The organism is Nocardia sp. NPDC004123 (genome assembly GCF_053603795.1).
The window spans coordinates 53925-77846 of record NZ_JBSGGG010000019.1 but is presented as its reverse complement, the minus strand read 5'-3'; the positions used below and the strand labels follow the sequence as shown (position 1 = coordinate 77846).

Genomic DNA, 23922 nt, shown 5'->3' with positions numbered 1-23922 from the left:
TGGCCGCAGCGGGGGTTCGCCCGGTGTGCTCGTGAGTTGCCGATCGGCACCCATACTTGCATCTGATACCCCCTGGGGTATAGTCGTGACATACCCCAGGGGGTATGGAAGGAAGTCAGATGCGAAGTACCACAGTCGGCGTCGCCGACGCTTCTCCGATCACGACCGCCCCCGGCGGTCTGCTGGGCCGCCTCGGGGCCCGCATGGCCGATCACGCCCGCTGGGTGTTCGGCTTCTGGTTGATCCTGTCCGTCGCCCTCGGCGCGGCCGCGCCCACGGTGTTCGACTCGCTCGCGGGGGCGGGCTGGCAGGCCAATGGATCCGAGTCCGTGCGTGTCCGCGAACTCGCGCAAGAGCACTTCGGCGGCAACTCGGCCGCGGCGGTGCAGGTGGTGGTCCACTCGGACACCGCGACCATGGACAGTCCGCAGGCGCACCGCCTGGTGGCCGATCTCACCGGAATCCTGCAGGCCGACAGCCGATTCGGCGCGATCGTCGCACCCGTGCCGGGCCAGTCGGTCAGCCGCGACGGCCACACCGGCATTCTGCTGGCGGGCGCGAATGCGAACACCGACGAGATGGTTGCCGCGGTCACCGACGTCGGCCCGAAACTGCAGGCCCTCTCATCCGACGGCTTCGAGATCTATCCGACCGGCGCCTCGGCGCTGTGGAGCGACTTCAACAAGGCCAATCACGAGGCCATGATGAAGGCCGAGATGTTCTCGTGGCCGGTCACATTGGCGATCATGGTGCTGGCCTTCGGCTCGCTGGTGGCGGCCGGACTGCCGCTGCTGCTGACGCTCACCGGCCTCATCGCCTCGGCGGGTGGTCTGGTGTTGCTGAACCATGTGACGCCGATCTCGGTGTGGGCCATGAACTTCGCCATGATGTTCGCGCTGGCGCTGGGTATCGACTACGCGCTGTTCCTGGTCTCCCGCTTCCGCGACGCTGTTCGCGGTGACACGCCACCGCGCACCGCCGTCGCCGTCACCATGGCGACCGCCGGCAAGGCGGTGCTGCTCTCGGGCCTGACCGTGCTGGTGAGCCTGTCGGCCGTGCTCGTGGTGCCCGCGCCCGCGGTGCGGACCATGGCGGTCGGCATCATGTTCGCGGTCTCGTTCGTGCTGCTGGCGACGCTGACCCTGCTGCCCGCCGTGCTCGGCGCGCTGGGCCGGCGCGTGAACGCGGGCTCGCTGCCGTACGTGGCCCGGCAGCAGCATCGTTCGCCGGTCTTCGCGAAGTGGGGACAACTGCTGCACCGCCACCCGTGGCCGTTCGCCATCGGCTCCCTGCTGGTGCTGATCGCGCTCGCGATTCCGGTGACGAGCCTGAAGGTGGCCATGCCGTCCATCCAGGTGGTGCCCGCGGACGCGTCCGTGCGTCAGGGCTACGAGCTGGTCCAGCGCGAATTCGGCCCGGGTGCGCCCGGCATGCTGCAAATCGTGGCCCCCGCCTCCGACGGCGCGGACGTGCAGCGAATCGCGGCCTCGGACAATCGGATTGCGATGGTCACCCCGCCGCAGCCCGCCGCCGACGACAGCGGCCTGGTCATGCTCCAGGCGACCCCGACGGTCGACCCCTCGGATCCGGCCATGGGCGATATCGTCCATTCGCTGCGCGCCGCGCTCCCCGCGGGTGCGCTGGTCGGCGGGGCGGTCGCGGAGAACCTGGACCTTCAGCAGGCCTTGAACGACTACCTGCCCCTGGTGGTCGGCATCATCCTGGTGCTGGGCTTCCTGCTCCTGCTGGTCGCCTTGCGCGCCCCGTTGATCGCCCTGCTCGGAGCGGGCGTCAGCCTGCTGTCGACCGCGGCGGCGTTCGGTGTGGCGAAGCTGGTCTTCCAGGACGGCCACGGTGCGGGCCTGCTCGGTTTCACGCCGCAGGGCTTCCTGGACGGCTGGGGTCCGGTGTTCTTCTTCGCCATGATCTTCGCCATCGCCATGGACTACACGGTCTTCCTGCTGGCCACGGCGAAGGAGCACTACGAGCGCTCGGGTGATCCGGAGGTGGCCCACATCGACGGCATCGCCCACTCGGGCCGGGTGATCGCGGCCGCCGCGGCGGTCATGGTGGCGGTGTTCTTCACCTTCGCCCTGGCCGATCCGCTGCCGCCGAAGGAGATGGGCATCATTCTCGGTGTCGCCGTCCTGCTGGACGCCGTGCTGATCCGCCTGATCCTGCTGCCGGTGCTGCTGCGCCTGACCGGGCACGCCGCCTGGTGGTCGCCGCGCTGGCTGCGCAAGGTGCTGCCGGACATCAGCTTCGCGCACTGACGGGTGGGGTCGTGGGAAAGGGTGAGCCCTCTCCCATGACCCTTCCATACCCCTAGGGGTATACTGAAGTCATCGGACTCAGGGAAGGAAACCCCAATGATCGGCGACGAAGACAGCATCGCACTGGTCCTCAACCGGCTGCGCCGCGCGCACGGACAGCTTGCGGGCGTCATCTCCATGATCGAGCAGGGCCGCGACTGCAAGGACGTGGTCACCCAGCTCGCCGCGGTCTCTCGCGCTCTCGACCGCGCCGGATTCAAGATCGTCGCCACCGGTCTGCGGGACTGCCTGACCGGGGAGCAGTCCGAGAACTCCGAGCCGATGACAGTCGAGGAACTGGAAAAACTCTTCCTGGCGCTGGCCTGAAGCTCCTTCCGGGCGATCCTTTCCGGTAGATCGCCCAGCGCCGGGAGCGAAAGGAAGTCAAGATGACCGCGATCCGCCACTGGTCCATCGACCGCATCGTGCCGGGCCTGGCCGGCACCGTGGTGCTGCTCAGCCTCGCGCTGGTGCTCGCGTTCTCGCCCTGGTGGCTGCTGCTGACCGCCTTGGTGGCGGCCAACCTGGTGCTCTTCGGGGTCGTCGGCTGGTGTCCGATGACCCTGCTCCTGCAACGCCTGGGCGTGCCCCGAACCGGCAGCCCCGCAACGGATAGGAACTCGTGATGACCCTCGCCCTCTCGGCCACCCTGCGCACCGATTTCGCCGATGCGGTGCAACGCACCCGGAAGGCCCTGTCCGAGCAGGGCTTCGGCGTGCTCACCGAGATCGACGTGACCGCGACCATGAAGCAGAAGCTGGACGCGGACATGGAGGACTACCTCATCCTGGGCGCGTGCAATCCGTCGCTGGCGCACACCGCCCTCGGTGTGGACCGTCAGATCGGCCTGCTGCTGCCGTGCAATGTGGTTGTGCGCGCGGATCGTTCGGACGCCGGCACCATGATCGTGGAGGCCATGAATCCGGAGGTGATGGTGCAGGTCGCGGGTGATCCGGCACTGCAAGAAGTCGCCGACTGCGCCACGGAGCTGCTGAGCGCGGCCATCGCGGCGCTCGGTTGATCCACTGCCCGAACACGATTCGCGCTGCCCCTGTCGGACCCCGCTCATACTCTGGATGAATGGTGTCCGATTCGAAACGGCGAATCGAGGTGGCTGCGGCCGGGTTACTCGCCCGGCACGGCTATCACGGATTCGGGCTGAAGAAGTTGAGCGAGGCGGCGGGGCTGCCGTATGGGTCGATCTACCACCACTTCCCGGGCGGCAAGGAGGAGATCGCCGTCTCGGCCATCACCGGCACGGGCGTGCTGGTGGGGCGCATGATCCGGCAGGCCCCGGGCGATGTGTTCGGCACCGCGGCAACGCTGTTCGACTTCATGGCCACGAAACTGGCCGAGACCGACTGGGCCGCGGGCTGCCCGGTCGGGACCCCCGCCCTGGACGGCGGCAGTGATGTCGACTCGGTCCGCACCGCGTGCGTGTCGGCCTTCGACGCCATGACACACGGTTTCGCCGAACTGCTCACCGAGCTGGGCGTGGCGCCGGGGGAGGCGCGTGATCTGGCCACTACGGTGGTCGCGGCCTACGAGGGCGCGACCGTCCTGGCCCGGGTGCGCCGCACCGATGAGCCGCTGCACACGGTTTCGGTGGCCATGGCCCGGTTGATCCGGCTGAGTCTCGCGGAAGTCGCTGCTGCCGAGGTGAATTCATCCTAGGGGGGTTGACTGGAAAGAACGTTCTAGCGACGATCGATGCATGAAGCGACTCGTGCTCGACGGCCCGCACGCACTGCGCTGGGAAGACGCCGCCGAACCCACCCTCGATGCCCCTGACCAGGCGCTGGTCCGCCCCATCGCCGTGGCCACCTGCGATATCGACCCCGCGATCCTGCAGGGCCGGTTCCCGCTGGCGGGCCCCTACCCCTTCGGCCATGAAGGGGTGGCCGAGGTGGTGGCCGTCGGCGACGACGTCACCACCGTCCGCCCTGGCGACAAGGTGGTGGTCCCGTTCCAGATCTCCTGTGGCGTCTGCGATTCCTGCCGCCGCGGCCATACCGGCAACTGCACCACCCACCCGTTCATGTCGAGCTACGGCCTCGGCCCGATGGGCGGGCTGAGCTGGGGCGGGCTGTGGTCGGACCTGGTCGCCGTCCCGCATGCCGACGCCATGCTGGTCCCGCTGCCCGCCGGAGTGGATCCGGCGGCGGTCGCCAGTGCCAGCGACAATATCGCCGACGCCTACCGATCGGTCGCCCCGCAACTCGCCGCCCGCCCCGGCGCCGAAGTCCTGGTCCTGAGCGGTCCGGCCGCACCGTCCATCGGCCTGTATGCGGCCGGTCTCGCGGTGGCGCTCGGCTCCGCCCGGGCCGTCTACCTCGACACCGACCCCGAAAGGCTCGCCATCGCAGCCGAACTCGGCGCGGAGCCCGTCGAGGGCAGGCCGACCGACCGGGTCGGCCGGTTCCCGGTCACCGTCGAAGCCGCGGGCGGCTCCGAAGCCCTGGTGGCCGCCATCCGTGCCACGGCCAATGATGGCTTCTGCACCAGTGTCAGCGTCCAGACCCAGGATGTCGCCCTGCCCATGCTCGAAATGTATTCGCGCTGCTGCACTTTCCACACCGGCCGGGCGCACGCTCGCCCGTCGATCCCGCACATTCTGGATCTGGTGGCGGCCGGGCGTTTCGATCCGAGTGTGGTGACCACCCGCACCGTGGCCTGGGAGGATTCGATCGACGCGCTGCTCGAGGCGCCGGTCAAACTCGTCGCTACGCGCTGAAGCCGGGTATCGAGAGTGGTAGTCGCGCCAGCGTTTCCGGGTCGGCGAGCACGTCGATCCGGACGATGCGATCGCCCTCGACGGTGAAGGCCATGACCGCCGGTGGCCCGTCGCGGCCGGCCACCGGCTCGGTACACCATTGGTGATCCGCCGGGGCCCGGCCGCCGATGAGGTGGCCCGGGTGATCGCCGAAATGTGACCGCCGGCCCGATTCACGGTGTGGCAATGATGCGGCAATCTTGGCTGTCCGATTTCGGTAGAGTGCGTCGGTGGCCTCCGGTCATGCTCGGTCTCGACACTGCGAACGGAGCGATCATGGGTCGGAATTCGGTCGCCAGTCAGTTGGTCGACGCCCTCGTCGCCGCCGGGGTTCAACGGGTGTATGGACTGGTGGGGGATAGTTTGAACCCCTTCGTCGACGCGGTGCGCCGGACCGAGGGCATCGACTGGGTGCACTGCCACCACGAGGAGAGCGCCGCCTTCGCGGCCGGCGCGGAATCGGTGCTCACCGGCCGGCTCGCGGTCTGCGCGGCCAGTTGCGGACCCGGAAACACCCACCTGATCCAGGGGCTCTACGACGCACATCGCAATGGCGCCTCGGTGCTGGCTATTGCCTCGCACATTCCCAGCCGTGAGATCGGCACCGGCTTCTTCCAGGAAACCCACCCCGAGCGACTCTTCGTGGAGTGCAGCCACTTCTGTGAGATGGTCGGCACCCCCGAGCAGATGCCGCGGCTCGCCTACATCGCCATGCAGACCGCACTCGGCCGGCACGGCGTCTCTGTGCTGGTGGTCCCCGGTGATGTGCTCAGCGCGGACGCCGAGAACCGCGGCTGGCAGTCGGATCTGGTGGCCGAAGCGCCGACCGTGGTCCCGCCCGCCGCCCAGGTGGACCGCCTCGCGGAGGCCCTCAACGACGCCGACACGGTGGCCCTGTTCGCGGGCGCGGGCGTGCGCGGCGCACACGCCCAGGTCATGAGCCTGGCCGAACGACTGCACGCCCCGATCGGCCACGCGCTCGGCGGCAAGGAATGGATCCAGTTCGACAACCCGTACGACGTCGGCATGAGCGGCCTGCTCGGCTACGGCGCCGCCTATGAGGCCACCCACGAAGCCGACCTGCTGCTGTTGCTCGGCACCGACTTCCCCTACGACACCTTCCTGCCGCAGAACGGCCGGATCGCCCAGATCGACCACGACCCGTCCCGCATCGGGCGCCGCGCCGCGGTCGATATCGCCGTCAATGGCGACGTGGCCGCCACCATCGACGCCGTTCTGCCGCTGCTGCACCAGAATCCGAGCCGCGCCTTCCTCGACGACATGCTCCGCCGGCACGCCTCCGCGCTGGAGAACGTGGTGGACGCCTACACCCGCGATATCGACCACCACACGCCCATCCACCCCGAGTACGTCGCCTCGCTCATCGACGAAATCGCCGACGACGACGCGGTTTTCACCGTCGACACCGGCATGTGCAATGTCTGGGCGGCGCGGTACGTCACCCCGAACGGCCGCCGACGCATCATCGGCTCGTGGCGGCACGGCACCATGGCCAACGCCGTCCCGCACGCCATCGGCGCCCAGACGGCCTACCCTGGCCGGCAGGTGATCTCGTTGTCGGGAGACGGCGGTCTGGCCATGCTCATGGGCGAGCTGCTCACCGTCTGGCGGCACCGGCTGCCGGTGAAGATCGTGGTCTTCAACAACTCCACGCTCGGCATGGTCAAGCTGGAGATGATGGTCGACGGCATGCCCGACTTCGGCACCGACCAGGAGCCGGTGAACTACGCCGATATCGCGGCGGCCGTGGGCATTCCGTCGCTGCGGGTGACCGACCCGGCCGAGGCGCGGGCCGTGCTGGCCAAGGCGTTCGCCGAGCCCGGGCCGATGCTGGTGGACATGGTCACCGACCCCAATGCTCTGTCCCTCCCGCCCCGGATCGACGCCGCGCAGGTCAAGGGTTTCGCCCTGGCCGCGGGCAAGATCGTGCTGGCCGGCGGCGTCGGCCGCATGCTCGACATGGCCCGCAGCAACCTGCGCAATATTCCGCGCCCGTAGCGGGTCGCGAATTCCCGCTGCTGGACCCCGACGGAAACCGGTCGGCCTGCTTCTGGAAGAAATAGGGGCATGGCTGTTCGACCGATCCTCATCGCCGGTGACCCCAGACTGTCCACCCCGGCCGTGCCCGTCACCGAATTCGACGCGGAGCTGGCCGCTTTCGTCGAGGACCTGTTCGAGACGAACACCGCGGCCCGGGGCGCGGGCCTGGCCGCCAATCAGATCGGCGATCCCCGTGCGGTTTTCGTGTACGACCTGATGACCGCCGACGGCCGCCGGCGCGGGTACGTCATCAATCCGAGCATCGAGACCTCCGAGATCCCGGAGACCATGCCCCACCCTGACGACGACGCCGAGGGCTGCCTCTCGGTGCCCGGCGAGTGGTTCCCGACCGGGCGTGCCGACTGGGCCGAGGTATCGGGCGTCGACATCCACAACCAGCCGGTCATCGTCTCCGGCACCGGCTACCTGGCCCGCTGCCTGCAGCACGAGACCGACCACCTACTCGGACATCTGTACCTGGACCGCCTCATCGGCCGTAATCAGCGCGCCGCCAAGAAGATGATCAAGGCCAACGGCTGGACCGAAGCGGGCTGCTCCTGGCTGCCCGGCCAGGACGCCGACCCGTTCCACGACTAGATCCTGGTCTCCGACCGGGTGTATGCATCGGCCTCGACACCCAGGGGCGATCCCGGTGATCGCCGACAGCGCGAATCCGGCCAGGGCAGTAGGGAATACGCGCGCGGCCGAGCGCACGGGCCGGATGGTCGGCGAAGCGTGAACCAGGCAGCGAAGACGACGACGTAGCGACTCACCCCCAGGCGATCAGGGTGAAATTGGCGAGATCGAACCGCCGGGCGCGACGAACCCGATCATGCGATGGCCACGCGCCGTCTGTGGCGCGGATCCGCCCGGAGGGCCGGCCCGCCCGCGTGCACAGGCTATTCAGCACCGCGACGACCGCGAAGACAGCGTTGTCCGGCGCCACGACCGAGAGGGACCACTCGGACGCGCCGAATCGAACCCTGTTGCGCCGCAGGAGTAAATAGGGGCTCGCGGTCGGGGAATCCTGTCACTACGGTCGGGCGGGCAATCTAAACCCGGGACCATGGGGGTGCGCATGCCGTTGCCGGCCATCGATCAGGCGGCGGCCGCGAATCAGGCTGCGCCGCAGCGGCACTCGATTCCCCTGGTCGTGGTGTGGCCGGTAGCGGTGCTGGGCGCGCTGGCCGGGGCGTATTGGCTCCACCTGGCGATCGTGGCACCGCGGATGGCGCTGCACCTGGTCGACCTCGATGCCTATCGGATTGCGGCGGATCGGGTGGTGCACGGTGTTTCGGTGTACGACACACCGCTGCACGGCCATACGCGCGGGGTCTGGGAGTTCGTCTACACACCGTTCGCGGCACTGATGTTCGTGCCCCTGGCGGCGCTGCACGGAGCGGTGTTCACCTGGGTCGGCGGGCTCGCGAATTTCCTCCTGCTCACCGGATCGGTGTGGGCAGCCCTGTCGGTGCTGGGCTATCGCCGCGACCGTCGCATGCTGATCGTGGGACCGACCGCTGCCGGGCTGCTGCTGTTGTGCGAGCCGATCCGCGAGACCATGGCGTTCGGCCAGATCAACATGTTGCTGCTGCTCCTGGTCCTGGCCGATATGGCCTTGCCCGATTCGTCACCCGTGAAAGGCGTACTGACCGGCATCGCGGCCGGCATCAAGCTGACTCCGGCGTTCTTCATTCTCTACCTGCTGGTGACCCGGCGATTCCGGGCCGCCGCCACCGCGACCGGCGCTCTGGTGACCACGATGGTGATCGGTCTGGCTGTGCTGCCGAAGGATTCACTGACCTTCTGGAGCGGCGGGTTCGCCGACCCCTCCCGCGTCGGCGCCCCCGAGAACCCGGACAACGAATCGCTGCGCGGCATGCTCGCCCGCTCGTTGGGTTCGGGTGGCGGCATCCAATTACTGTGGCTCGCAGCAGCTCTCGTCATCACCGCCGTCTGCCTTGGGCTGGCCCGCCGTCTCTCCGGAACCGGCCGTGAACTTCCCGCCGTGGTCCTGTGCGGCCTGACCAGCACCGTCGTCTCCCCGTACAGCTGGATCCATCACTGGGTTTGGCTCGCGCCCCTGCTGATCTACCTGGCCCACCTGGCGAATCGCCACCGCTCCGCTCCCACCGTCGCGGGCCTGCTCGCCGTCTTCCTCGTCTGTTCAGGCGGTATGTTCATCCTGTTCGGCGTCCACCGCGAGAGTGTCTTCGACTTCCCGAACCGGGGCCCTGTGGCCCTCTTCGACCACAATGCCTTCATCTGGCTCGCCCTGGCCCTGTTCGCTGTCACCGCCGTCGCTCTCCGGCGAAATACTCCGGCGGCGAGCGACGGGCCGGCATAGAGGTCGGCCGATGTTCTTCAGCGCGTGACGGATTCGCGTGCTTCCATCGCAGCACCGGTCAGCTCGATCGAGCGCACCCGGTCGTCGACGTTCTGGGCGTGATGCGCCGTGATGAGTTCGTCGGCCTGGATGCCGGCCGCGAAATCCTCCAGGTACGCCACGACGTCGGCGGGTGTGCCGACGGCCGTGTACGTGGTCATCCTGGCCAGGTGACGGCCATTGGGCGAGGCCAGGAAAGCGTCGATCTCCTCGTCGGAGAAGTCCATGCCCGCCGCGCCGCGCTTGATGAACGCGCGGGTGCGCGCCCGGTAGGAAATGGTCTTCTGCTCCTCGGCCTGCGCGCGATCCTCGGCCGCGAACACATTGACCCCGGCCATGACATACGGCTCGGCCAGTTGCTCGGAGGGCCGGAACAGGTCGCGGTATTCGCGGACGGCCTCGTGCAGGGAGTCGGGCGCGAAGTGCGAGGCGAAGGCGTAGGGCAGGCCCAGGTGCGCGGCCAGCTGCGCGCCGAACAGCGACGACCCCAGAATATAGAGCGGCACAACGCTTTCGGCGCGCGGCACCGCCTGAATGCCCGGAATCCGCGAGTTCCCGGTCAGGTACCCCTGCAACTCCAGCACGTCCTGCGGGAAGGTGTCCGCCGAGGACGGGTTACGCCGCAGCGCCCGCATGGTTTCCTGATCGCTGCCCGGCGCGCGACCCAGCCCGAGGTCGATGCGACCCGGGTACAGCGATTCGAGGGTGCCGAACTGCTCGGCGATCACCAGCGGCGAGTGGTTCGGCAGCATGATTCCGCCCGCGCCGAGCCGGATGGTCTCGGTATGCCCGGCCACGTGGCCGATGAGCACGCTGGTCGCGCTGGACGCGATCGACTTCATATTGTGGTGCTCGGCGTACCAGACCCGCCGGTACCCGCTGCGTTCCGCCGCCTGCGCCAACGCGACGCTGTTCTGGAAGCTGTCACGCGCGGTCTGACCGGGCGCGATCACCGCCAGGTCGAGGAGGGACAGTGCGATGGGCATGCTGGCACCGGCTTTCGAGTTTGTCGTGTTCTGGACGGCGGGCGCTGTTGTACCCGCACCCCAGTGATAATTCGATTGTCATCGAACTTATGCCCGCGCCGCACTGAGCCGCCATCGGGCGACCGGTCGGCTACCGGAATTTCTCCACATGCTCCGCGGCCCAGTCCCGGACGTCCCGCGCCGGCCGCCCGGTGAGGTCGGCCACCGTCGTCGTGACCAGATCCGAGCGTGGCCGGAATTCGGCCATCGACAGCAGTGATTCGATCAGCCGCGCCGGCAGTCCGCCCCCGGTCATCGATTCCCGCGCCGCCTCCAGCGGCAACGCCTCGAACCGCAGCGAACGACCCAGCACCTCGCCGATCGCCGCGACCTGATCCGCCCGCCCGACCACCCGCGGCCCGGTCACCAGGTATTTCCGCCAGGTATGCGAGTGATCGGTGAGCAGTCGTGCCGCCACGGCCGCGATATCGCCCTCGTGCACCACCGCGCTCGGCGCGACCTCGGTCCCGCGCACCACGTCACCGGCGCGAATCTGCCCCGCCCAGCCCAGCGCGTTGGAGGCGAGGGTGTCCGCGCGCAGCACGGTCCACGGCAGCCCCGAGGCCTCGATGAGCGCCTCCATCTCGGCATGCAACTGTGGAATCAGATCCGATTGCGGCCCTTGGTCGTTCACTGTCGTGGACGACAGATACACGACGCGCTGGGCGTGCCCGGCGAGTACCTTCAGTACCTGCGCCGCGCCCTCCGTCCCATGGAACGGCCACACCAGGAACACCGAGTCGACCCCGTCCGCGGCCGCGGCCAGGGATTCCGGCTCGGCCAGATCCCCGCCCACCACCTCGACTCCGGGCGGCAGGCCGGCGGTCTCCGGATCGCGAGCCAGCGCTCGTGTCCGGACCCCTGCCGCGACCAGTTGGGCAACTACCTGCCGGCCGACGTTTCCCGTCGCACCCACCACGAGCACACTGTTCACGTCTTCGGAAACCCACCGTGACCGGGTCGAATTTCCTAAATGCCCGGATATATATGGTGGTCCGAATCACACCCGAACCCATCGCCCCAGGTCGCGAAGATCAGGTCAGGTGACCCTTACTGGAACGTGGGACGGAATTCCGTCACACTGATGTTGTGAAAACCGTGGGTTTGCGGAACGCGGAACAGGCCGGGCACCAACACGAGGGTGCCCGGTCCGTTGTCGTGCCCGTGCCGGCGGGTGAGGGCCATACCCGGGAAGCCGTCATCAAGCTGCTGTTGGAGGAGGGCCCGATCACCGCGACCGCCATCGGCGAACGCCTGGGCCTGAGCCCGGCGGGCGTGCGCCGGCACCTGGACGCGCTCATCGAATCGGGCGAGGCCCGCGCGATGCAGTCGGCGCCCTGGCAGCAGAAGGGCCGTGGTCGTCCCGCCAAGCAGTTCCAGCTGACGGCCACCGGCCGTGGCCGCCTCGGGCACGCCTACGATGACCTCGCCGGAGCCGCCATGCGGCAGCTGCGGGAGATCGGCGGGGATAAGGCCATCGCCGAGTTCGCGCGCAAGCGGGTGGCGACCATCGTGTCCGGGGTCGACGAGCTCGCCGGGCACACCCCGGCCGAGACCGAGGCCAAGGCGGAGGAGATCGCGGACGCGTTCACCGACGCCGGATTCGCGGCCTCGACCCGGAAGGTCGGTGCGGGCGTCCAGATCTGCCAGCACCACTGCCCGGTCTCGCATGTCGCCGAGGAGTTCCCGGAGCTGTGCGCGGCCGAGCTCGAAGCCTTCCGGGAGATTCTCGGTACGCACGTGCAGCGCCTGGCGACCATCGCCAATGGCGACTGCGCCTGCACCACGCATGTACCGCTCGTCGCAGTGCCCCCCATATCGAATACCGCTCAAAAGAATTCCGCATCGACCCCCGTTGCGCAGCCCGCAACGACTTCTACAGATGACTCCGGAAGGAGTGCCGAATGACGACGACCACCGACCAGGTGCAGCCGCTGTCCCAGGAAGAGACCATCGCGTCCCTGGGTACCTACGAGTACGGCTGGGCCGACAAGGATGTCGCCGGTGCCAGTGCCAAGCGCGGCCTGTCCGAGGACGTCGTACGCGACATCTCGGCGAAGAAGAACGAGCCCGAATGGATGCTCGACTTCCGTCTCAAGGCACTGCGCATCTTCGACAAGAAGCCCATGCCGAGCTGGGGCTCCAACCTCGGGGGCATCGACTTCGACAACATCAAATACTTCGTGCGCTCGAGCGAGAAGCAGGCCGCGTCCTGGGAAGAGCTGCCCGAGGACATCAAGAACACCTACGACAAGCTGGGCATCCCGGAGGCGGAGAAGCAGCGGCTGGTCGCGGGTGTCGCCGCGCAGTACGAGTCCGAGGTCGTCTACCACTCCATCCGTGAGGACCTGGAAAAGCAGGGCGTCATCTTCCTCGACACCGACACCGGTCTCAAGGAGCACCCGGAGATCTTCCAGAAGTACTTCGGCTCGGTCATCCCGTCGGGTGACAACAAGTTCTCCGCGCTGAATTCGGCGGTGTGGTCGGGTGGTTCGTTCATCTACGTGCCGCCGGGCGTGCACGTGGACATCCCGCTGCAGGCGTACTTCCGGATCAACACCGAGAACATGGGTCAGTTCGAGCGGACGCTGATCATCGTCGACGAGGACGCCTACGTCCACTACGTCGAGGGCTGCACCGCGCCGATCTACTCCTCGGATTCGCTGCACTCCGCGGTGGTCGAGATCATCGTGAAGAAGGGCGGCCGCTGCCGCTACACCACCATCCAGAACTGGTCGAACAACGTCTACAACCTGGTGACCAAGCGCGCCAAGGCCGAGGCGGGCGCGACCATGGAGTGGGTCGACGGCAATATCGGCTCCAAGGTGACGATGAAGTACCCGGCCGTGTGGATGACCGGTGAGTACGCCAAGGGCGAGGTGCTCTCCATCGCGTTCGCCGGTCCGGACCAGCACCAGGACACCGGCGCGAAGATGCTGCACCTGGCGCCGCACACCTCCTCGACCATCATCTCCAAGTCGGTGGCGCGCGGCGGCGGTCGTGCCTCCTACCGCGGCCTGGTTCAGGTGAACAAGGGTGCGCACGGCTCGAAGTCGACCGTGAAGTGCGATGCGCTGCTGGTGGACAACGTCTCTCGCTCCGACACCTACCCTTACGTCGACATCCGCGAGGACGACGTGACGATGGGCCACGAGGCCACGGTGTCGAAGGTGTCCGAGGACCAGCTGTTCTACCTGATGAGCCGCGGCCTCACCGAGGACGAGGCCATGGCCATGATCGTGCGCGGCTTCGTCGAGCCGATCGCCAAGGAGCTCCCGATGGAGTACGCCCTGGAGCTGAACCGCCTGATCGAACTGCAGATGGAAGGAGCCGTCGGCTGATGACGGTCGAGAATGTTGCCGTTGCCGCCGAGGGCCGTGCGCCCGCCGTCAACAAGGGTGAGGTTTTTGCGTCCTTCGACGTGGACGCCTTCGAGGTGCCGTCCGCGCATGACGAGGCGTGGCGCTTCACCCCGTTGCGTCGCCTGCGTGGCCTGCACGACGGCACCGCCGTTCCGGACGGCCGGGCCGTCGTCGAGGCGAACGCTGTCGAGGGCGTGACGGTGGAGACCGTCGGCCGTGACGACGCTCGCCTGGGTGTCGCCGGTACCCCCACCGATCGCGTTGCCGCGCAGGCGTACTCGGGTTTCGAGCAGGCGACCATCGTGTCGATCGGCGCGGAAACCGAAGTGGCCGAAGCGGTCGTCGTCACCGTCACCGGTCCGGGAGAGGGCAAGACCGCCTACGGGCACACCCAGATCCGACTGGGCAACTTCGCGCACGCGAACGTGGTCCTCGACCAGCGCGGCAGCGGAACCTACGCGGAGAACGTGGAATTCGTGCTCGGCGACAGCGCCAAGCTGAATGTCATCGTCATTCAGGACTGGGCCGACGACGCCGTGCACGCGACCGCGCACCACGGCAAGCTGGGCCGGGACGCCACCCTGCGGCACACCAATGTCACCCTCGGTGGCGATCTGGTGCGCCTGACCGCGACTGTCCGCTACGACGGTCCGGGCGGCGACGCCGAGCTGCTCGGCGTGTACTTCGCCGATGACGGCCAGCACTTCGAACAGCGCCTGCTGATCGATCACGGGGTGCCCCACTGCAAGTCGAACGTGCTGTACAAGGGTGCGCTGCAGGGCGATCCGTCCTCCAGCAAGCCGGACGCGCGCACCGTGTGGGTGGGCGACGTGCTCATTCGCGCGGCGGCCGAGGGCACCGACACCTACGAGGCCAACCGCAACCTGGTCCTCACCGATGGCGCGCGCGCCGACTCGGTGCCGAACCTGGAGATCGAGACCGGCGAGATCGTCGGCGCCGGACATGCTTCGGCCACTGGGCGTTTCGATGACGAGCAGCTGTTCTACCTGCGCTCGCGCGGTATCACCGAGGAGGCGGCGCGGCGTCTGGTCGTGCGCGGCTTCTTCTTCGAGATCATTCAGAAGATCACGGTCCCCGAGGTCCGGGAGCGGCTGGAGGCGGCCATCGAGGCCGAGCTCGCCGCTGTCGGCGCCTGACACCAACTTCCCATCCCCGCAAAGGAATTCGAATTCGATGACCACCCTGGAAATCAACGACCTGCACGTCGAGGTCGCCAACTCGGACGAGAACGCCGAGCCCATCAAGATCCTCAAGGGCGTCAACCTGACCGTGAAGTCCGGTGAGACCCACGCGATCATGGGCCCCAACGGCTCCGGCAAGTCGACCCTGTCCTACGCCATCGCCGGGCACCCCAAGTACACCGTCACCCAGGGCACCATCACCCTCGACGGCGAGAACGTGCTGGAGATGTCGGTCGACGAGCGGGCGCGGGCGGGCCTGTTCCTGGCCATGCAGTACCCCGTCGAGGTCCCGGGCGTCTCGGTCTCGAACTTCCTGCGCACCGCCGCCACCGCCGTCCGCGGCGAGGCCCCCAAGCTGCGCACCTGGGTGAAGGAAGTCAAGGAGGGCATGTCCGAGCTGGACATCGATCCGGCCTTCGGCGATCGCTCGGTCAACGAGGGTTTCTCCGGCGGTGAGAAGAAGCGCCAGGAGATCCTGCAGCTGAGCCTGCTCAAGCCGAAGATCGCCATCCTCGACGAGACCGACTCGGGTCTGGACGTAGACGCGCTGCGGATTGTTTCCGAGGGTGTGAACCGTTACAAGGAGCGGGAGACCGGCGGCATCCTGCTGATCACCCACTACACCCGCATCCTGCGCTACATCCAGCCGGACTTCGTTCACGTGTTCGTGGGCGGTCGCATCGTGGCCGAGGGCGGCTCCGAGCTGGCCGAGGAGCTCGATGCCAACGGCTACGTGCGCTTCACCTCATCCGCGGCGAGCCGCGAATCAGATTCTGTCGTAGGAGCCTAAATGACCAGCACCGTGGGGACTCTCGACATCGCCAGGATCCGGGCCGACTTCCCGATCCTGAGCCGGACCGTGCGCGACGGAAAACCGTTGGCGTACTTGGATTCCGGTGCGACGTCGCAACGTCCGCTGCAGGTGCTCGACGCCGAGCGGGAATTCCTGCTCGAACACAACGCGGCCGTGCATCGCAGCGCGCATCAGCTCGCCGAGGAGGCCAATGAGGCCTACGAGGCGGCGCGCGCGGCGATCGCGGCGTTCGTCGGCGTCGGCGCGGACGAGATCGTGTACACCAAGAACGCGACCGAGTCGCTGAACGTGGTGGCCTACGCCTTCTCCGACGACCGATTCCCGTACCGCGTCGGGCCCGGCGACGAGATCGTCATCACCGAGCTCGAACATCACGCGAATCTCGTGCCGTGGCAGGAGCTCGCACGCCGGACCGGTGCGACGCTGAAGTGGTACGGCATCACCGACGAGGGTCGCATCGACCTGGACTCGCTGGAGCTGTCGCCGGCCACCAAGGTGGTCGCCTTCACCCACCAGTCGAACGTGACCGGCGCGGTCGCGGATGTCACCGAATTGGTGCGCCGCGCAAAGGAAGTCGGCGCGATCGTGGTGCTGGACGCCTGCCAGTCGGTGCCGCACATGCCGGTGGACTTCAAGGCGCTGGGCGTCGACTTCGCCGCCTTCTCCGGCCACAAGATGCTGGGCCCCTCGGGTGTCGGCATCCTGTACGGCCGCCGTGAGCTGCTCGAGGACACCCCGCCGTTCATCACCGGTGGTTCCATGATCGAGACCGTGTACATGGATCACTCGACCTTCGCTCCGCCGCCGCTGCGGTTCGAGGCGGGCTCGCAGATGATCTCGCAGGTCGTCGGATTGGGCGCGGCTGTCCGGTATCTGAGCGAAGTCGGCATGGAAGCCGTTGCGGCGCACGAGCACTCGCTCATCGGAGCGGCACTGGAGGGCCTGGGCGAGATCGACGGCGTCCGCATCATCGGCCCGACCGAGAACGTGAACCGCGGCGGCGCGGTGTCGTTCCTGGTGGACGGTGTTCACGCCCACGACGTCGGCCAGATCCTCGACGACCAGGGTGTCGCAGTCCGGGTGGGTCACCACTGCGCGTGGCCGCTGCACCGGCACTTCGGTATCGCCGCGACCGCGCGGGCCTCGTTCGCGGTGTACAACACCCTCGACGAGGTCGATCAGCTGGTGGCCGCGGTGCGGAAGGCCCAGAGCTTCTTCGGAGTTGCATAGAACATGCGCATGGAGCAGATGTACCAGGAAGTCATCCTGGACCACTACAAGCACCCGCACCACCGAGGGCTGCGCGAGCCCTTCGGCGCCGAGGTGCACCACGTCAACCCCACCTGCGGTGACGAGGTGACGCTGCGTGTGCACATCGACGGCAACGGCGACGTCAAGGACGTGTCCTACGACGGCCAGGGTTGCTCGATCAGCCAGGCGTCCACCTCGGTGCTCACCGACCAGGTCATCGGCCTGCCGGTGCAGCAGGCGCTGAAGGTGGTCGAGGCGTTCGACGAGATGGTCACCAGCCGCGGCACCGTCGAGGGCGACGAAGAGGTGATCGGCGACGGCATCGCGTTCGTCGGCGTCTCCAAGTACCCCGCCCGCGTGAAGTGCGCGCTGCTGGGCTGGATGGCGTTCAAGGATGCCGTGGTGCGGATAGCCTCGGCCGAGGAAGCCAAGAAGACGATGGGTAACGGGGAGTAGAGATGAGCGAAACCGACCAGCAGGCCAAGGAACTCACCCCCGAGGAGATCCAGCACCTCGAGGACATGGAGGAGGCGATGCGCGACGTCGTCGACCCCGAGCTCGGCATCAATGTCGTCGACCTCGGCCTGGTCTACGGCATGACCTTCGAGGACGGCATCGCCAAACTCGACATGACCCTGACCTCCCCGGCCTGCCCGTTGACCGACGTCATCGAGGACCAGTCCCGCAACGCCCTCGTGCGCTCCGGCCTCGCCGAAGACCTCCAGATCAACTGGGTCTGGATGCCCCCGTGGGGCCCCGACAAGATCACCGACGACGGCCGCGAACAGCTGCGCGCCCTCGGCTTCACGGTCTAGCGGGACCAGCAATCCGCCTACGATGCGGGCCGATCCGATACGGATCGGCCCGCATCGTCGTTTTCGGCTCGAGTCCATAGTCATTCGGCTGACCGGAACCACTGTGCGATAGTCGGATCCAGCAGGGAGTGATCCCTGACGAGGCCATCGACCTGCCTCCCGCCGCCGGCTTCGACCCGTCGCGCTACCGGGTCGGCCCCGGCCATCCGCCCGCCACATCACCGCCCGCCTCCGCGCTGCGGCATCATGGACGACTGAGTCGTCCGGCTACCGAGCCATGACGCTGAACCGAAAGAATGGTCGGCCCACCGTGTTACGGTCGGCCGACGTTTTCACTGGGGGAGGAAGCCTTGTCCACGGAATCATGCCCCTATGTCGTTGACCTGGAAGGGATTCGGCGATTCGGTTCGTACGGTCCGGAATTCGTGGACGACGCACTTCCCGATCACTGGTCGAGGCCTCGGTCGAGGGGGTAGCGGTCGGCCAGGGCCGTGCGATCGTCGTAGAAGAAGTTGAGGACGAGATCGTCGGCGACTCGGAACAATTCGTCGCGACCCTCGACGGCGGCCACCCAATCCATGGGCAGGGCCTCGAGGCCGTGGATGGCGCCGATGAGGTTGCCTGCCACCGCGCCGGTGGAGTCGGAGTCGCCGGAGTGGTTGACCGACAGCAGGAGCCCGGCGCGAATGTCGCCGGTGCGGTAGGTGTGCAGTGCGCAGTACACGGCGATGGCCAGGCACTCCTCGGCGCACCACCCCGCGCCGATTCGCTCCAGCCGCTCCGGGGTGGGGTCACCCAGGTGCGCGGTGGTGAGGGCGGCGGCCAGGGCGGTGATCGTCTCCGCGCTCGCGGGCATCGGGGCGAGCCGGGAGATGGTGTCCTGCACCGCGATCGGTAGCTCGGTTCCGGACAGGACGCTGTCGATCAAGATGGCGAGGGCACCCGCCGCGAGGTAGCCGGTCGGGTGGCCGTGGGTGAGCTGGGCGCATCGCATGGCGGTATAGAACGCGCGGTCGGCGCCGAATCCGGCCAGCCCGAACGGTGCCGACCGCATCACGGTCCCGCACCCCTTCGACTTCGGATTCACCGGCCCCGGCTCCCCGAACTCCAACGGCGGCACGAACCCCTCGGCCTGCCGCCGCAGCCCGGTCAGGCAGGCATTGCCCGGAGACCGCATGGCATACAGGAATCGGTGCCCCGCCAGCCACCCGTCCACATCGGCCGCAGGCTTCTCCTGCTGTTGAGTATCCCGCCACCGCAGGTAGGCGCGTCGCAACACCGGCGCGGGGTCCGCACCCGGCGGACAGCGCAGCAGCCCCTCGGCGGTGAACAGCGTCATCTGGGTGTCGTCGGTAATCTGCTGTGGCGCGGCCGGATCCGGGCCGGGCAGGAATCCGGTGACCCCCGCCGCCCCGTACCGCCCCCGGATCTGCTGCAGCGACAGGAACTCGATCGGCCACCCCAGCGCGTCCCCGATCGCCCCACCCAGCAGCGCCCCGCGCACCCGGTCGAACAGCCTCTCGTGATCTTGCACGCCACCCACCCTATGCGCGTCGCCCGCAGAGCTGTCACCATGCGTTGCATCCGTCGCGGGCAGGACCTGGCAACGGCGGCCCGGCAAGCAGGTCCCTGTGGCTCGTATCCCGCTGCCGGACAGCCTTTCCGAGTCGGTAGCCGTCGGTGGTCCTGACCGACGGCAGTGCCGACTACGCCTGCCGCACCGTCCAGATCCTGGGCGCGAAGGCGTGGCCGCGCTTGTTCTGACCGGTGTCGCCGCGGGCGTGGCGCTACCGTGGGAACCGGCGTGGGCGGCTCGCGGCCACGCGTTGGTGCGGAAGCGGAGGGGCCCATGGCATTACGCAGTGCGTTCACCGAGCTGCTCGGGGTGCAGTGTCCGATCGTGTCGGCGCCGATGGGTGGGTCGGCCGGTGGGGCTCTGGCCGCAGCGGTGTCCGAGGGCGGCGGGCTCGGGATGGTCGGGGGTGGCCGTGCCGATGCGGAGTGGGTCGAGCGGGAGCTGCGGATTGTCAGTGAGCGAACCGGAAGGCCTTGGGGGATAGGGTTTCTTGCCTGGGGTGCGTCCCGGTCGGTGGTGGAACTGGCGCTGACGTACCGGCCGCGGGCGGTGATGCTGTCGTTCGGGGATCCGCGGCCCTTCGCCGGGGCGATCCGGGCGGCGGGCGCGGTTTTGATTGTCCAGGTGACCGATATGGCCGAGGCGGAGCGGGCGGTGGCGGTGGGGGCGGATGTGATTGTGGCGCAGGGGACCGAGGGTGGTGGTCATGGTGCGCGGCGGGGGCGTTCGACGTTGAGCTTCGTGCCGGCAGTGGTCGATCAGGTTGCGCCGGTTCCGGTGCTCGCGGCGGGCGGTATTGCGGATGGGCGGGGGCTGGCGGCCGCGTTGACCCTGGGGGCGGCGGGGGCTCTGATCGGTACACGATTCCAGGCCAGCATCGAGACGCTGGCGGATCCCTTCGTCGGCAAGGCCATTGTCGAGGGCCGGGGCGAGAACACCGAGCGCAGTAGCGTGCTGGACATCGTGCGCGATGCGAACTGGCCGCCGGAATACACCGCGCGCACGCTGCCGCACCCGATTCTCGACCAGTGGCGCGGGCGCGAATCCGAGCTCATCGGTGATGAGGATGCCCGGCGGGCGTACCGCACGGCGGTGGCGAGCGGGGAGCTGCCGCCGACCCCGGTGTGGGCGAGCGAGGCGGTCGATCTCATCGACAGTGTGCAACCCGCGGCCGACTTGGTCGGCGCCATCGCCGCCGAGGCCGAGGCGGCACTCGCGCGGGCCGCGGCTGGTCGTTCCAGGGAGTGACACTGCCGGTAGTCGCCGGCAATGACACGGCCGGTAGTTGGCGGGAATGACGCAACCGGTCGCCGCCGGAATGACGCAGCCTGTCGTGACCGGGAGGGACACGGCCGGTCGTGGCCGGGAACAGCCGGTTCGGACCGTAGGATTCTCCGGTGACCTATGACGACTTCGACGGGTTCGAGCATCTCGACACCTCCACATTGCCGGAGCGGCAGCAGCGGATTCTGTGCAGTATTCGCGATTGGGTGCAGCGGCACGGGTATTCGCCGAGCACCCGGGAGATCGGCGATGCGGTCGGACTGAAGTCGGCTTCGTCGGTTTTGCGGCATTTACGCGAATTGGAGGAGCGGGGGTTTCTCAAGCGTAGTGACTCGGTGACCCGGCCCATGGATGTGCGGCTGTTCCTGCGGGCGACCGGGCCGCAGCGGCAGCAGGACGAGAATTCGGTGCCGGTGCCCGTGGTGGGCGATATCGCGGCCGGTACGCCGATTCTGGCCGAGGAGCACACCGACGACGTGTTGTCCCTGCCGCGCGAGCTGGTGGGCCGCGGCACCGTCTTCGGCCTGCGGGTTCGCGGTGACTCCATGGTCGACGCCGCCATCTGTGACGGCGACATCGTGGTGGTGCGCAAGCAGCAGGAGGCGCACACCGGCGAGATCGTGGCCGCCATGATCGACGGCGAGGCCACGGTCAAGGTCTACCGCCGCGCCAATGGGCATGTGTATCTGGAGCCGCGCAATGCGGCCTACCCGGTGATCGATGGCGACCATGCCCAGGTGCTGGGTAAGGTTGTCTCGGTCATGCGCAGGGTCTGAGCGTCTGGCATGATGACGGCCGTTATTACCTTCCATCCCCGGGGAGTATCGAATGTCGTTGCTGCGCAAGGCCGGTGTAGGCCTCGCCGTTACGTCGATGGCCGCGATCGGCACCGTGGCCGCCGGAACCGCCTCCGCGGCGGACAGTGAACCGGTCTTCGTCGCCACCTCCGGTGACCTGTACGGCGCGCTTGCGCTGTCCAAGAGCACCGGAAACGTCGCCTATGCCGTGAACTACGGCAGTTGGGACAGCGCGGACAGCACCGCCGTGGACAAGTGCGGCGGCGGCGATTGCGCGGTCGTCGTGCACTTCGCCAATGCCTGCGGCGCGGTCGCACAGGGCGCCGACACCCGCTTCGGCTGGGCGTGGGCCCCGTCCAAGGTGGAGGCCGAGTCGGCCGCCATCAACGTGCTCGGCAAGAGCGCCCCGGGTTTCCCGGACACGGGGTCGTCCTCGCCGCGCCAGGCCAAGGTCATCCTGTCGGCGTGCACCGACAACGCGAGCTGACCGATCGCGAATCACCCAGGCGCCACACCGGATTCGTCCGGTGTGGCGCTGTTTTGTTTGCCGGACTCCATTTTCCAGCAACACTCCCGGCCGGACGGAGATGATTTCCCGGTGGACGACATCACCTACGAGGACACCCGGTTCGCCATGCACGCGGCGGCCGAACTGCTGATCGCCGGCCCGCAGTACCGCCGATTCGGCAGTATCCGCATGCGTATCGTGCTGGGCGGCTTCACCGGCATCAAGTGGCCGGTGTCGGTGACGGGCACCGATCTGGTGTGGCCACAGGGCCGCATCCGCCTGCACGGCACCTACAGTGACCTCGCTTCGACCGCCGGGTTCGCGGCCGACGCCCCGCCCGCGGGCCTGTATGCCGATGGCACCCGCATGGATCCGGACGAACCCTTCAGCGTCGACGTCGACGCCGCTACCAGGGTGCACGACTGGTTCGCGGTGGGAGACATTGCATTACGGCGCTTCGCCGAGGAACAACCGGTGCTGTGGCCCGAGCACTTCGATCTGTCCGCCGCGGTCGACGAGGTGAATTACGGTGTCTCCCCAGGGGATTGGGACAACCCGCAGCCCTACGCGTATGTCGGGCCGTGGACCCGGCGCCAGGGCGAGTTCTGGAACACGTCCTTCGGGGCGATGCGCCCGCGCGCCGAGGTGGCGACGGTCGAGGGCCTGCTGGAGTTCTTCCGGGAGGGCAGAGCCCGCGCCGCGCAGGACAATTGATGTCAGCGCAGGTGCGCCTTCAGCACATCGCCGCCCTCGGTGCCGAGGATGAAGGTGTGGTCGTCGGACGGGTCGACGGCCACGGAGGTCAGCGGCTGGCCCGACAGCAGCGTGCAGCTGGTGTGGGTGACCGGATCGGCCCGCACGAATTGCCCACTGCCGGTGGCGATGTAGAGCAACCCATCGGCAGCGATCGCCAGATCGTCGGGGAGCAGCGGTGCGGTGAGCGGCGCGGGCGCCAGATCGACGGCGACACCGGCCCGGGCCGGATCGTCGATGGGCAATGCGACGATGCGTGCCGTGGGGCTCTCCAGCAGCGTCACATAGAGGATGTTCCCGGCCGCGGCGATCCCGTCGGCGCCGGATCCCTTGGCCGCCAGCGCGTTCCGGGCCCGCTCGGTCCACTCGGTGTCGAGGGTCCCGTCCGGCCGGATCCGCTCCACGGTGTTGGCGGTGGTGTCGGCGACGAACAGATTCCCGGCCGCATCGAAGACGGCCCCATTGGCCTGGCCGAGCCCGGAGACGAAGACTTCGGGCCGCGGGACGGCCGCGGCGGGATCGAATCGGAGCACGCCGCCCTGCCCGGTGAGCCCGGCGAACGGTGAATTGCCGTATGTCACGTACATCAGCCCGTCCGGGCCGAGCCGGACCGCGCCCGGGCTCGACACCGGCACGCTGACGACGAGGTGACCATCCCGGTCGTACCGTTCCACCGCATTGCGGTAGGTGCGCGCGACCCAGACGTCCCCGGCCGCGTCGAATCCCAGATTCTCCGACCAGTCGCCCACCGGCGTGCGGGTCGGCAGGCCCATCGCCAGCTCGGCGGGGGAGCAGGAAACCGGGGTGGCCGTGCCGGGTACATCGGCGGCGACCGGGCCGGCCATCGCGACGGGTCCGCCCGCGGCGATGGCCAGCACGAGGGCCATGCCCAGTCCGGCGCGTCGTCCCCTGGGATCCGCTTGCGGCGCAGCTACTTCCGATCGCGGCTCCGGCATCGAGGCGTTCCCTTCCCTGGGCGGTGGTCGCGGCCAGCGTATATCGC

The 23922-nt window shown here is 68.3% G+C and carries 25 protein-coding genes; 20 read left to right on the top strand and 5 right to left on the bottom strand.

Going from position 1 to position 23922, the window contains the following annotated elements; genetic code table 11:
• Nucleotides 1-119 precede the first annotated feature (119 nt).
• From ACWEQQ_RS27270 to ACWEQQ_RS27245, 6 genes are all read left to right on the top strand, one after another.
• Entirely contained in the window at nucleotides 120-2273 is a 2154-nt protein-coding gene (locus tag ACWEQQ_RS27270; RefSeq protein WP_452350236.1) for an MMPL family transporter, read from the top strand.
• A 96-nt stretch (nucleotides 2274-2369) separates the two neighbouring features.
• Nucleotides 2370-2639 carry a metal-sensitive transcriptional regulator gene (locus tag ACWEQQ_RS27265; protein WP_452343123.1) on the top strand — a complete coding sequence of 90 codons (270 nt, stop codon included), beginning with the start codon at nucleotides 2370-2372 and terminating at the stop codon, nucleotides 2637-2639.
• A gap of 62 nt (nucleotides 2640-2701) precedes the next feature.
• Nucleotides 2702-2938 carry a YgaP family membrane protein gene (locus tag ACWEQQ_RS27260; RefSeq protein WP_452350235.1) on the top strand — a complete coding sequence of 79 codons (237 nt, stop codon included), beginning with the start codon at nucleotides 2702-2704 and terminating at the stop codon, nucleotides 2936-2938.
• The gene (locus ACWEQQ_RS27255; RefSeq protein ID WP_452343121.1) at nucleotides 2938-3333 is read left to right on the top strand and encodes a DUF302 domain-containing protein; all 396 of its coding nucleotides are present in this window, start codon (nucleotides 2938-2940) and stop codon (nucleotides 3331-3333) included. The genes ACWEQQ_RS27260 and ACWEQQ_RS27255 overlap by 1 nt, the downstream gene beginning before the upstream one ends.
• Before the next feature lie 59 nt (nucleotides 3334-3392).
• On the top strand, nucleotides 3393-3986 hold the full coding sequence (locus ACWEQQ_RS27250) for a TetR/AcrR family transcriptional regulator (protein WP_452350234.1): 594 nt from the start codon (nucleotides 3393-3395) through the stop codon (nucleotides 3984-3986).
• A 40-nt stretch (nucleotides 3987-4026) separates the two neighbouring features.
• Nucleotides 4027-5046 (top strand): zinc-dependent alcohol dehydrogenase, encoded by a 1020-nt coding sequence (locus ACWEQQ_RS27245; RefSeq protein WP_452350233.1) that lies wholly within the window; start codon nucleotides 4027-4029, stop codon nucleotides 5044-5046.
• Here ACWEQQ_RS27245 and ACWEQQ_RS27240 read toward each other — a convergent pair.
• Complete coding sequence (locus ACWEQQ_RS27240) at nucleotides 5036-5170, bottom strand: hypothetical protein (protein ID WP_452350232.1); 135 nt, start codon at nucleotides 5168-5170, stop codon at nucleotides 5036-5038. The two genes, ACWEQQ_RS27245 and ACWEQQ_RS27240, sit on opposite strands and share 11 nt — an antisense overlap.
• Nucleotides 5171-5361: 191 nt before the next feature.
• Between ACWEQQ_RS27240 and ACWEQQ_RS27235 the strand changes: the two genes are divergently transcribed.
• The 3 genes from ACWEQQ_RS27235 (at nucleotide 5362) to ACWEQQ_RS27225 (ending at nucleotide 9493) form a co-directional block, all read left to right on the top strand.
• Nucleotides 5362-7104 carry a pyruvate dehydrogenase gene (locus ACWEQQ_RS27235; RefSeq protein ID WP_452350231.1) on the top strand — a complete coding sequence of 581 codons (1743 nt, stop codon included), beginning with the start codon at nucleotides 5362-5364 and terminating at the stop codon, nucleotides 7102-7104.
• Nucleotides 7105-7173: 69 nt separating this feature from the next.
• Nucleotides 7174-7743 carry a peptide deformylase gene (locus ACWEQQ_RS27230; RefSeq protein ID WP_452343117.1) on the top strand — a complete coding sequence of 190 codons (570 nt, stop codon included), beginning with the start codon at nucleotides 7174-7176 and terminating at the stop codon, nucleotides 7741-7743.
• Nucleotides 7744-8212: 469 nt separating this feature from the next.
• Entirely contained in the window at nucleotides 8213-9493 is a 1281-nt protein-coding gene (locus ACWEQQ_RS27225; RefSeq protein ID WP_452350230.1) for a glycosyltransferase 87 family protein, read from the top strand.
• Nucleotides 9494-9510: 17 nt separating this feature from the next.
• On the opposite strand, the gene ACWEQQ_RS27220 is transcribed toward ACWEQQ_RS27225, so the two are convergent.
• Entirely contained in the window at nucleotides 9511-10518 is a 1008-nt protein-coding gene (locus ACWEQQ_RS27220; protein ID WP_452350229.1) for an LLM class flavin-dependent oxidoreductase, read from the bottom strand.
• Nucleotides 10519-10648: 130 nt separating this feature from the next.
• Entirely contained in the window at nucleotides 10649-11491 is an 843-nt protein-coding gene (locus tag ACWEQQ_RS27215; RefSeq protein WP_452350228.1) for an NAD(P)H-binding protein, read from the bottom strand.
• Between the two features lie 155 nt (nucleotides 11492-11646).
• Here ACWEQQ_RS27215 and ACWEQQ_RS27210 point away from each other — a divergent pair, with 155 nt between their 5' ends.
• From ACWEQQ_RS27210 to ACWEQQ_RS27180, 7 genes are read left to right on the top strand one after another with little or no spacing between them, the layout of a single operon-like run.
• Nucleotides 11647-12465 carry a helix-turn-helix transcriptional regulator gene (locus ACWEQQ_RS27210; RefSeq protein ID WP_452350227.1) on the top strand — a complete coding sequence of 273 codons (819 nt, stop codon included), beginning with the start codon at nucleotides 11647-11649 and terminating at the stop codon, nucleotides 12463-12465.
• Nucleotides 12462-13898 (top strand): Fe-S cluster assembly protein SufB, encoded by a 1437-nt coding sequence (gene sufB / locus ACWEQQ_RS27205; RefSeq protein WP_452343112.1) that lies wholly within the window; start codon nucleotides 12462-12464, stop codon nucleotides 13896-13898. The genes ACWEQQ_RS27210 and sufB overlap by 4 nt, the downstream gene beginning before the upstream one ends.
• Complete coding sequence (sufD, locus tag ACWEQQ_RS27200; protein ID WP_452350226.1) at nucleotides 13898-15076, top strand: Fe-S cluster assembly protein SufD; 1179 nt, start codon at nucleotides 13898-13900, stop codon at nucleotides 15074-15076. Before sufB ends, sufD begins: the two co-directional genes overlap by 1 nt.
• A gap of 37 nt (nucleotides 15077-15113) precedes the next feature.
• Complete coding sequence (gene sufC / locus ACWEQQ_RS27195; RefSeq protein WP_452350225.1) at nucleotides 15114-15911, top strand: Fe-S cluster assembly ATPase SufC; 798 nt, start codon at nucleotides 15114-15116, stop codon at nucleotides 15909-15911.
• Nucleotides 15912-17165: a cysteine desulfurase gene (locus tag ACWEQQ_RS27190; RefSeq protein WP_452350224.1), complete on the top strand. Its 1254-nt coding sequence runs from the start codon at nucleotides 15912-15914 to the stop codon at nucleotides 17163-17165.
• A gap of 3 nt (nucleotides 17166-17168) precedes the next feature.
• Nucleotides 17169-17642, top strand: a complete 474-nt coding sequence (gene sufU / locus ACWEQQ_RS27185; protein WP_452343108.1) for a Fe-S cluster assembly sulfur transfer protein SufU — start codon at nucleotides 17169-17171, stop codon at nucleotides 17640-17642.
• 2 nt (nucleotides 17643-17644) lie between these two features.
• Nucleotides 17645-18001 (top strand): metal-sulfur cluster assembly factor, encoded by a 357-nt coding sequence (locus ACWEQQ_RS27180; protein ID WP_354846745.1) that lies wholly within the window; start codon nucleotides 17645-17647, stop codon nucleotides 17999-18001.
• A gap of 445 nt (nucleotides 18002-18446) precedes the next feature.
• Here ACWEQQ_RS27180 and ACWEQQ_RS27175 read toward each other — a convergent pair whose 3' ends face one another.
• Nucleotides 18447-19535, bottom strand: coding sequence for an ADP-ribosylglycohydrolase family protein (locus ACWEQQ_RS27175; RefSeq protein WP_452350223.1), 1089 nt, complete (start codon nucleotides 19533-19535; stop codon nucleotides 18447-18449).
• A gap of 315 nt (nucleotides 19536-19850) precedes the next feature.
• Between ACWEQQ_RS27175 and ACWEQQ_RS27170 the strand changes: the two genes are divergently transcribed.
• The 4 genes from ACWEQQ_RS27170 (at nucleotide 19851) to ACWEQQ_RS27155 (ending at nucleotide 22880) form a co-directional block, all read left to right on the top strand.
• Nucleotides 19851-20825 carry an NAD(P)H-dependent flavin oxidoreductase gene (locus ACWEQQ_RS27170; protein ID WP_452350222.1) on the top strand — a complete coding sequence of 325 codons (975 nt, stop codon included), beginning with the start codon at nucleotides 19851-19853 and terminating at the stop codon, nucleotides 20823-20825.
• Between the two features lie 149 nt (nucleotides 20826-20974).
• The gene (gene lexA / locus ACWEQQ_RS27165; protein WP_452350221.1) at nucleotides 20975-21637 is read left to right on the top strand and encodes a transcriptional repressor LexA; all 663 of its coding nucleotides are present in this window, start codon (nucleotides 20975-20977) and stop codon (nucleotides 21635-21637) included.
• A gap of 52 nt (nucleotides 21638-21689) precedes the next feature.
• Nucleotides 21690-22145: a DUF4189 domain-containing protein gene (locus ACWEQQ_RS27160; protein WP_354846753.1), complete on the top strand. Its 456-nt coding sequence runs from the start codon at nucleotides 21690-21692 to the stop codon at nucleotides 22143-22145.
• A gap of 111 nt (nucleotides 22146-22256) precedes the next feature.
• Nucleotides 22257-22880, top strand: a complete 624-nt coding sequence (locus tag ACWEQQ_RS27155; RefSeq protein ID WP_452350220.1) for a hypothetical protein — start codon at nucleotides 22257-22259, stop codon at nucleotides 22878-22880.
• Between the two features lie 2 nt (nucleotides 22881-22882).
• Here the strand turns inward: ACWEQQ_RS27155 and ACWEQQ_RS27150 are convergent, their stop codons facing one another.
• Nucleotides 22883-23875 carry an SMP-30/gluconolactonase/LRE family protein gene (locus ACWEQQ_RS27150; protein WP_452350219.1) on the bottom strand — a complete coding sequence of 331 codons (993 nt, stop codon included), beginning with the start codon at nucleotides 23873-23875 and terminating at the stop codon, nucleotides 22883-22885.
• Nucleotides 23876-23922: the final 47 nt, after the last annotated feature.

What these genes read in the sequence shown, in the direction of transcription:
- ACWEQQ_RS27270 (WP_452350236.1), top strand. Translation starts at nt 120, where the DNA reads ATGCGAAGTACCACAGTCGGCGTCGCCGACGCTTCTCCGATCACGACC.
- ACWEQQ_RS27265 (WP_452343123.1), top strand. Translation starts at nt 2,370, where the DNA reads ATGATCGGCGACGAAGACAGCATCGCACTGGTCCTCAACCGGCTGCGC.
- ACWEQQ_RS27260 (WP_452350235.1), top strand. Translation starts at nt 2,702, where the DNA reads ATGACCGCGATCCGCCACTGGTCCATCGACCGCATCGTGCCGGGCCTG.
- ACWEQQ_RS27255 (WP_452343121.1), top strand. Translation starts at nt 2,938, where the DNA reads ATGACCCTCGCCCTCTCGGCCACCCTGCGCACCGATTTCGCCGATGCG.
- ACWEQQ_RS27250 (WP_452350234.1), top strand. Translation starts at nt 3,393, where the DNA reads ATGGTGTCCGATTCGAAACGGCGAATCGAGGTGGCTGCGGCCGGGTTA.
- ACWEQQ_RS27245 (WP_452350233.1), top strand. Translation starts at nt 4,027, where the DNA reads ATGAAGCGACTCGTGCTCGACGGCCCGCACGCACTGCGCTGGGAAGAC.
- ACWEQQ_RS27235 (WP_452350231.1), top strand. Translation starts at nt 5,362, where the DNA reads ATGGGTCGGAATTCGGTCGCCAGTCAGTTGGTCGACGCCCTCGTCGCC.
- ACWEQQ_RS27230 (WP_452343117.1), top strand. Translation starts at nt 7,174, where the DNA reads ATGGCTGTTCGACCGATCCTCATCGCCGGTGACCCCAGACTGTCCACC.
- ACWEQQ_RS27225 (WP_452350230.1), top strand. Translation starts at nt 8,213, where the DNA reads ATGGGGGTGCGCATGCCGTTGCCGGCCATCGATCAGGCGGCGGCCGCG.
- ACWEQQ_RS27220 (WP_452350229.1), bottom strand. Translation starts at nt 10,518, where the DNA reads ATGCCCATCGCACTGTCCCTCCTCGACCTGGCGGTGATCGCGCCCGGT.
- sufB (WP_452343112.1), top strand. Translation starts at nt 12,462, where the DNA reads ATGACGACGACCACCGACCAGGTGCAGCCGCTGTCCCAGGAAGAGACC.
- sufD (WP_452350226.1), top strand. Translation starts at nt 13,898, where the DNA reads ATGACGGTCGAGAATGTTGCCGTTGCCGCCGAGGGCCGTGCGCCCGCC.
- sufC (WP_452350225.1), top strand. Translation starts at nt 15,114, where the DNA reads ATGACCACCCTGGAAATCAACGACCTGCACGTCGAGGTCGCCAACTCG.
- ACWEQQ_RS27190 (WP_452350224.1), top strand. Translation starts at nt 15,912, where the DNA reads ATGACCAGCACCGTGGGGACTCTCGACATCGCCAGGATCCGGGCCGAC.
- sufU (WP_452343108.1), top strand. Translation starts at nt 17,169, where the DNA reads ATGCGCATGGAGCAGATGTACCAGGAAGTCATCCTGGACCACTACAAG.
- ACWEQQ_RS27180 (WP_354846745.1), top strand. Translation starts at nt 17,645, where the DNA reads ATGAGCGAAACCGACCAGCAGGCCAAGGAACTCACCCCCGAGGAGATC.
- ACWEQQ_RS27170 (WP_452350222.1), top strand. Translation starts at nt 19,851, where the DNA reads ATGGCATTACGCAGTGCGTTCACCGAGCTGCTCGGGGTGCAGTGTCCG.
- ACWEQQ_RS27160 (WP_354846753.1), top strand. Translation starts at nt 21,690, where the DNA reads ATGTCGTTGCTGCGCAAGGCCGGTGTAGGCCTCGCCGTTACGTCGATG.
- ACWEQQ_RS27150 (WP_452350219.1), bottom strand. Translation starts at nt 23,875, where the DNA reads ATGCCGGAGCCGCGATCGGAAGTAGCTGCGCCGCAAGCGGATCCCAGG.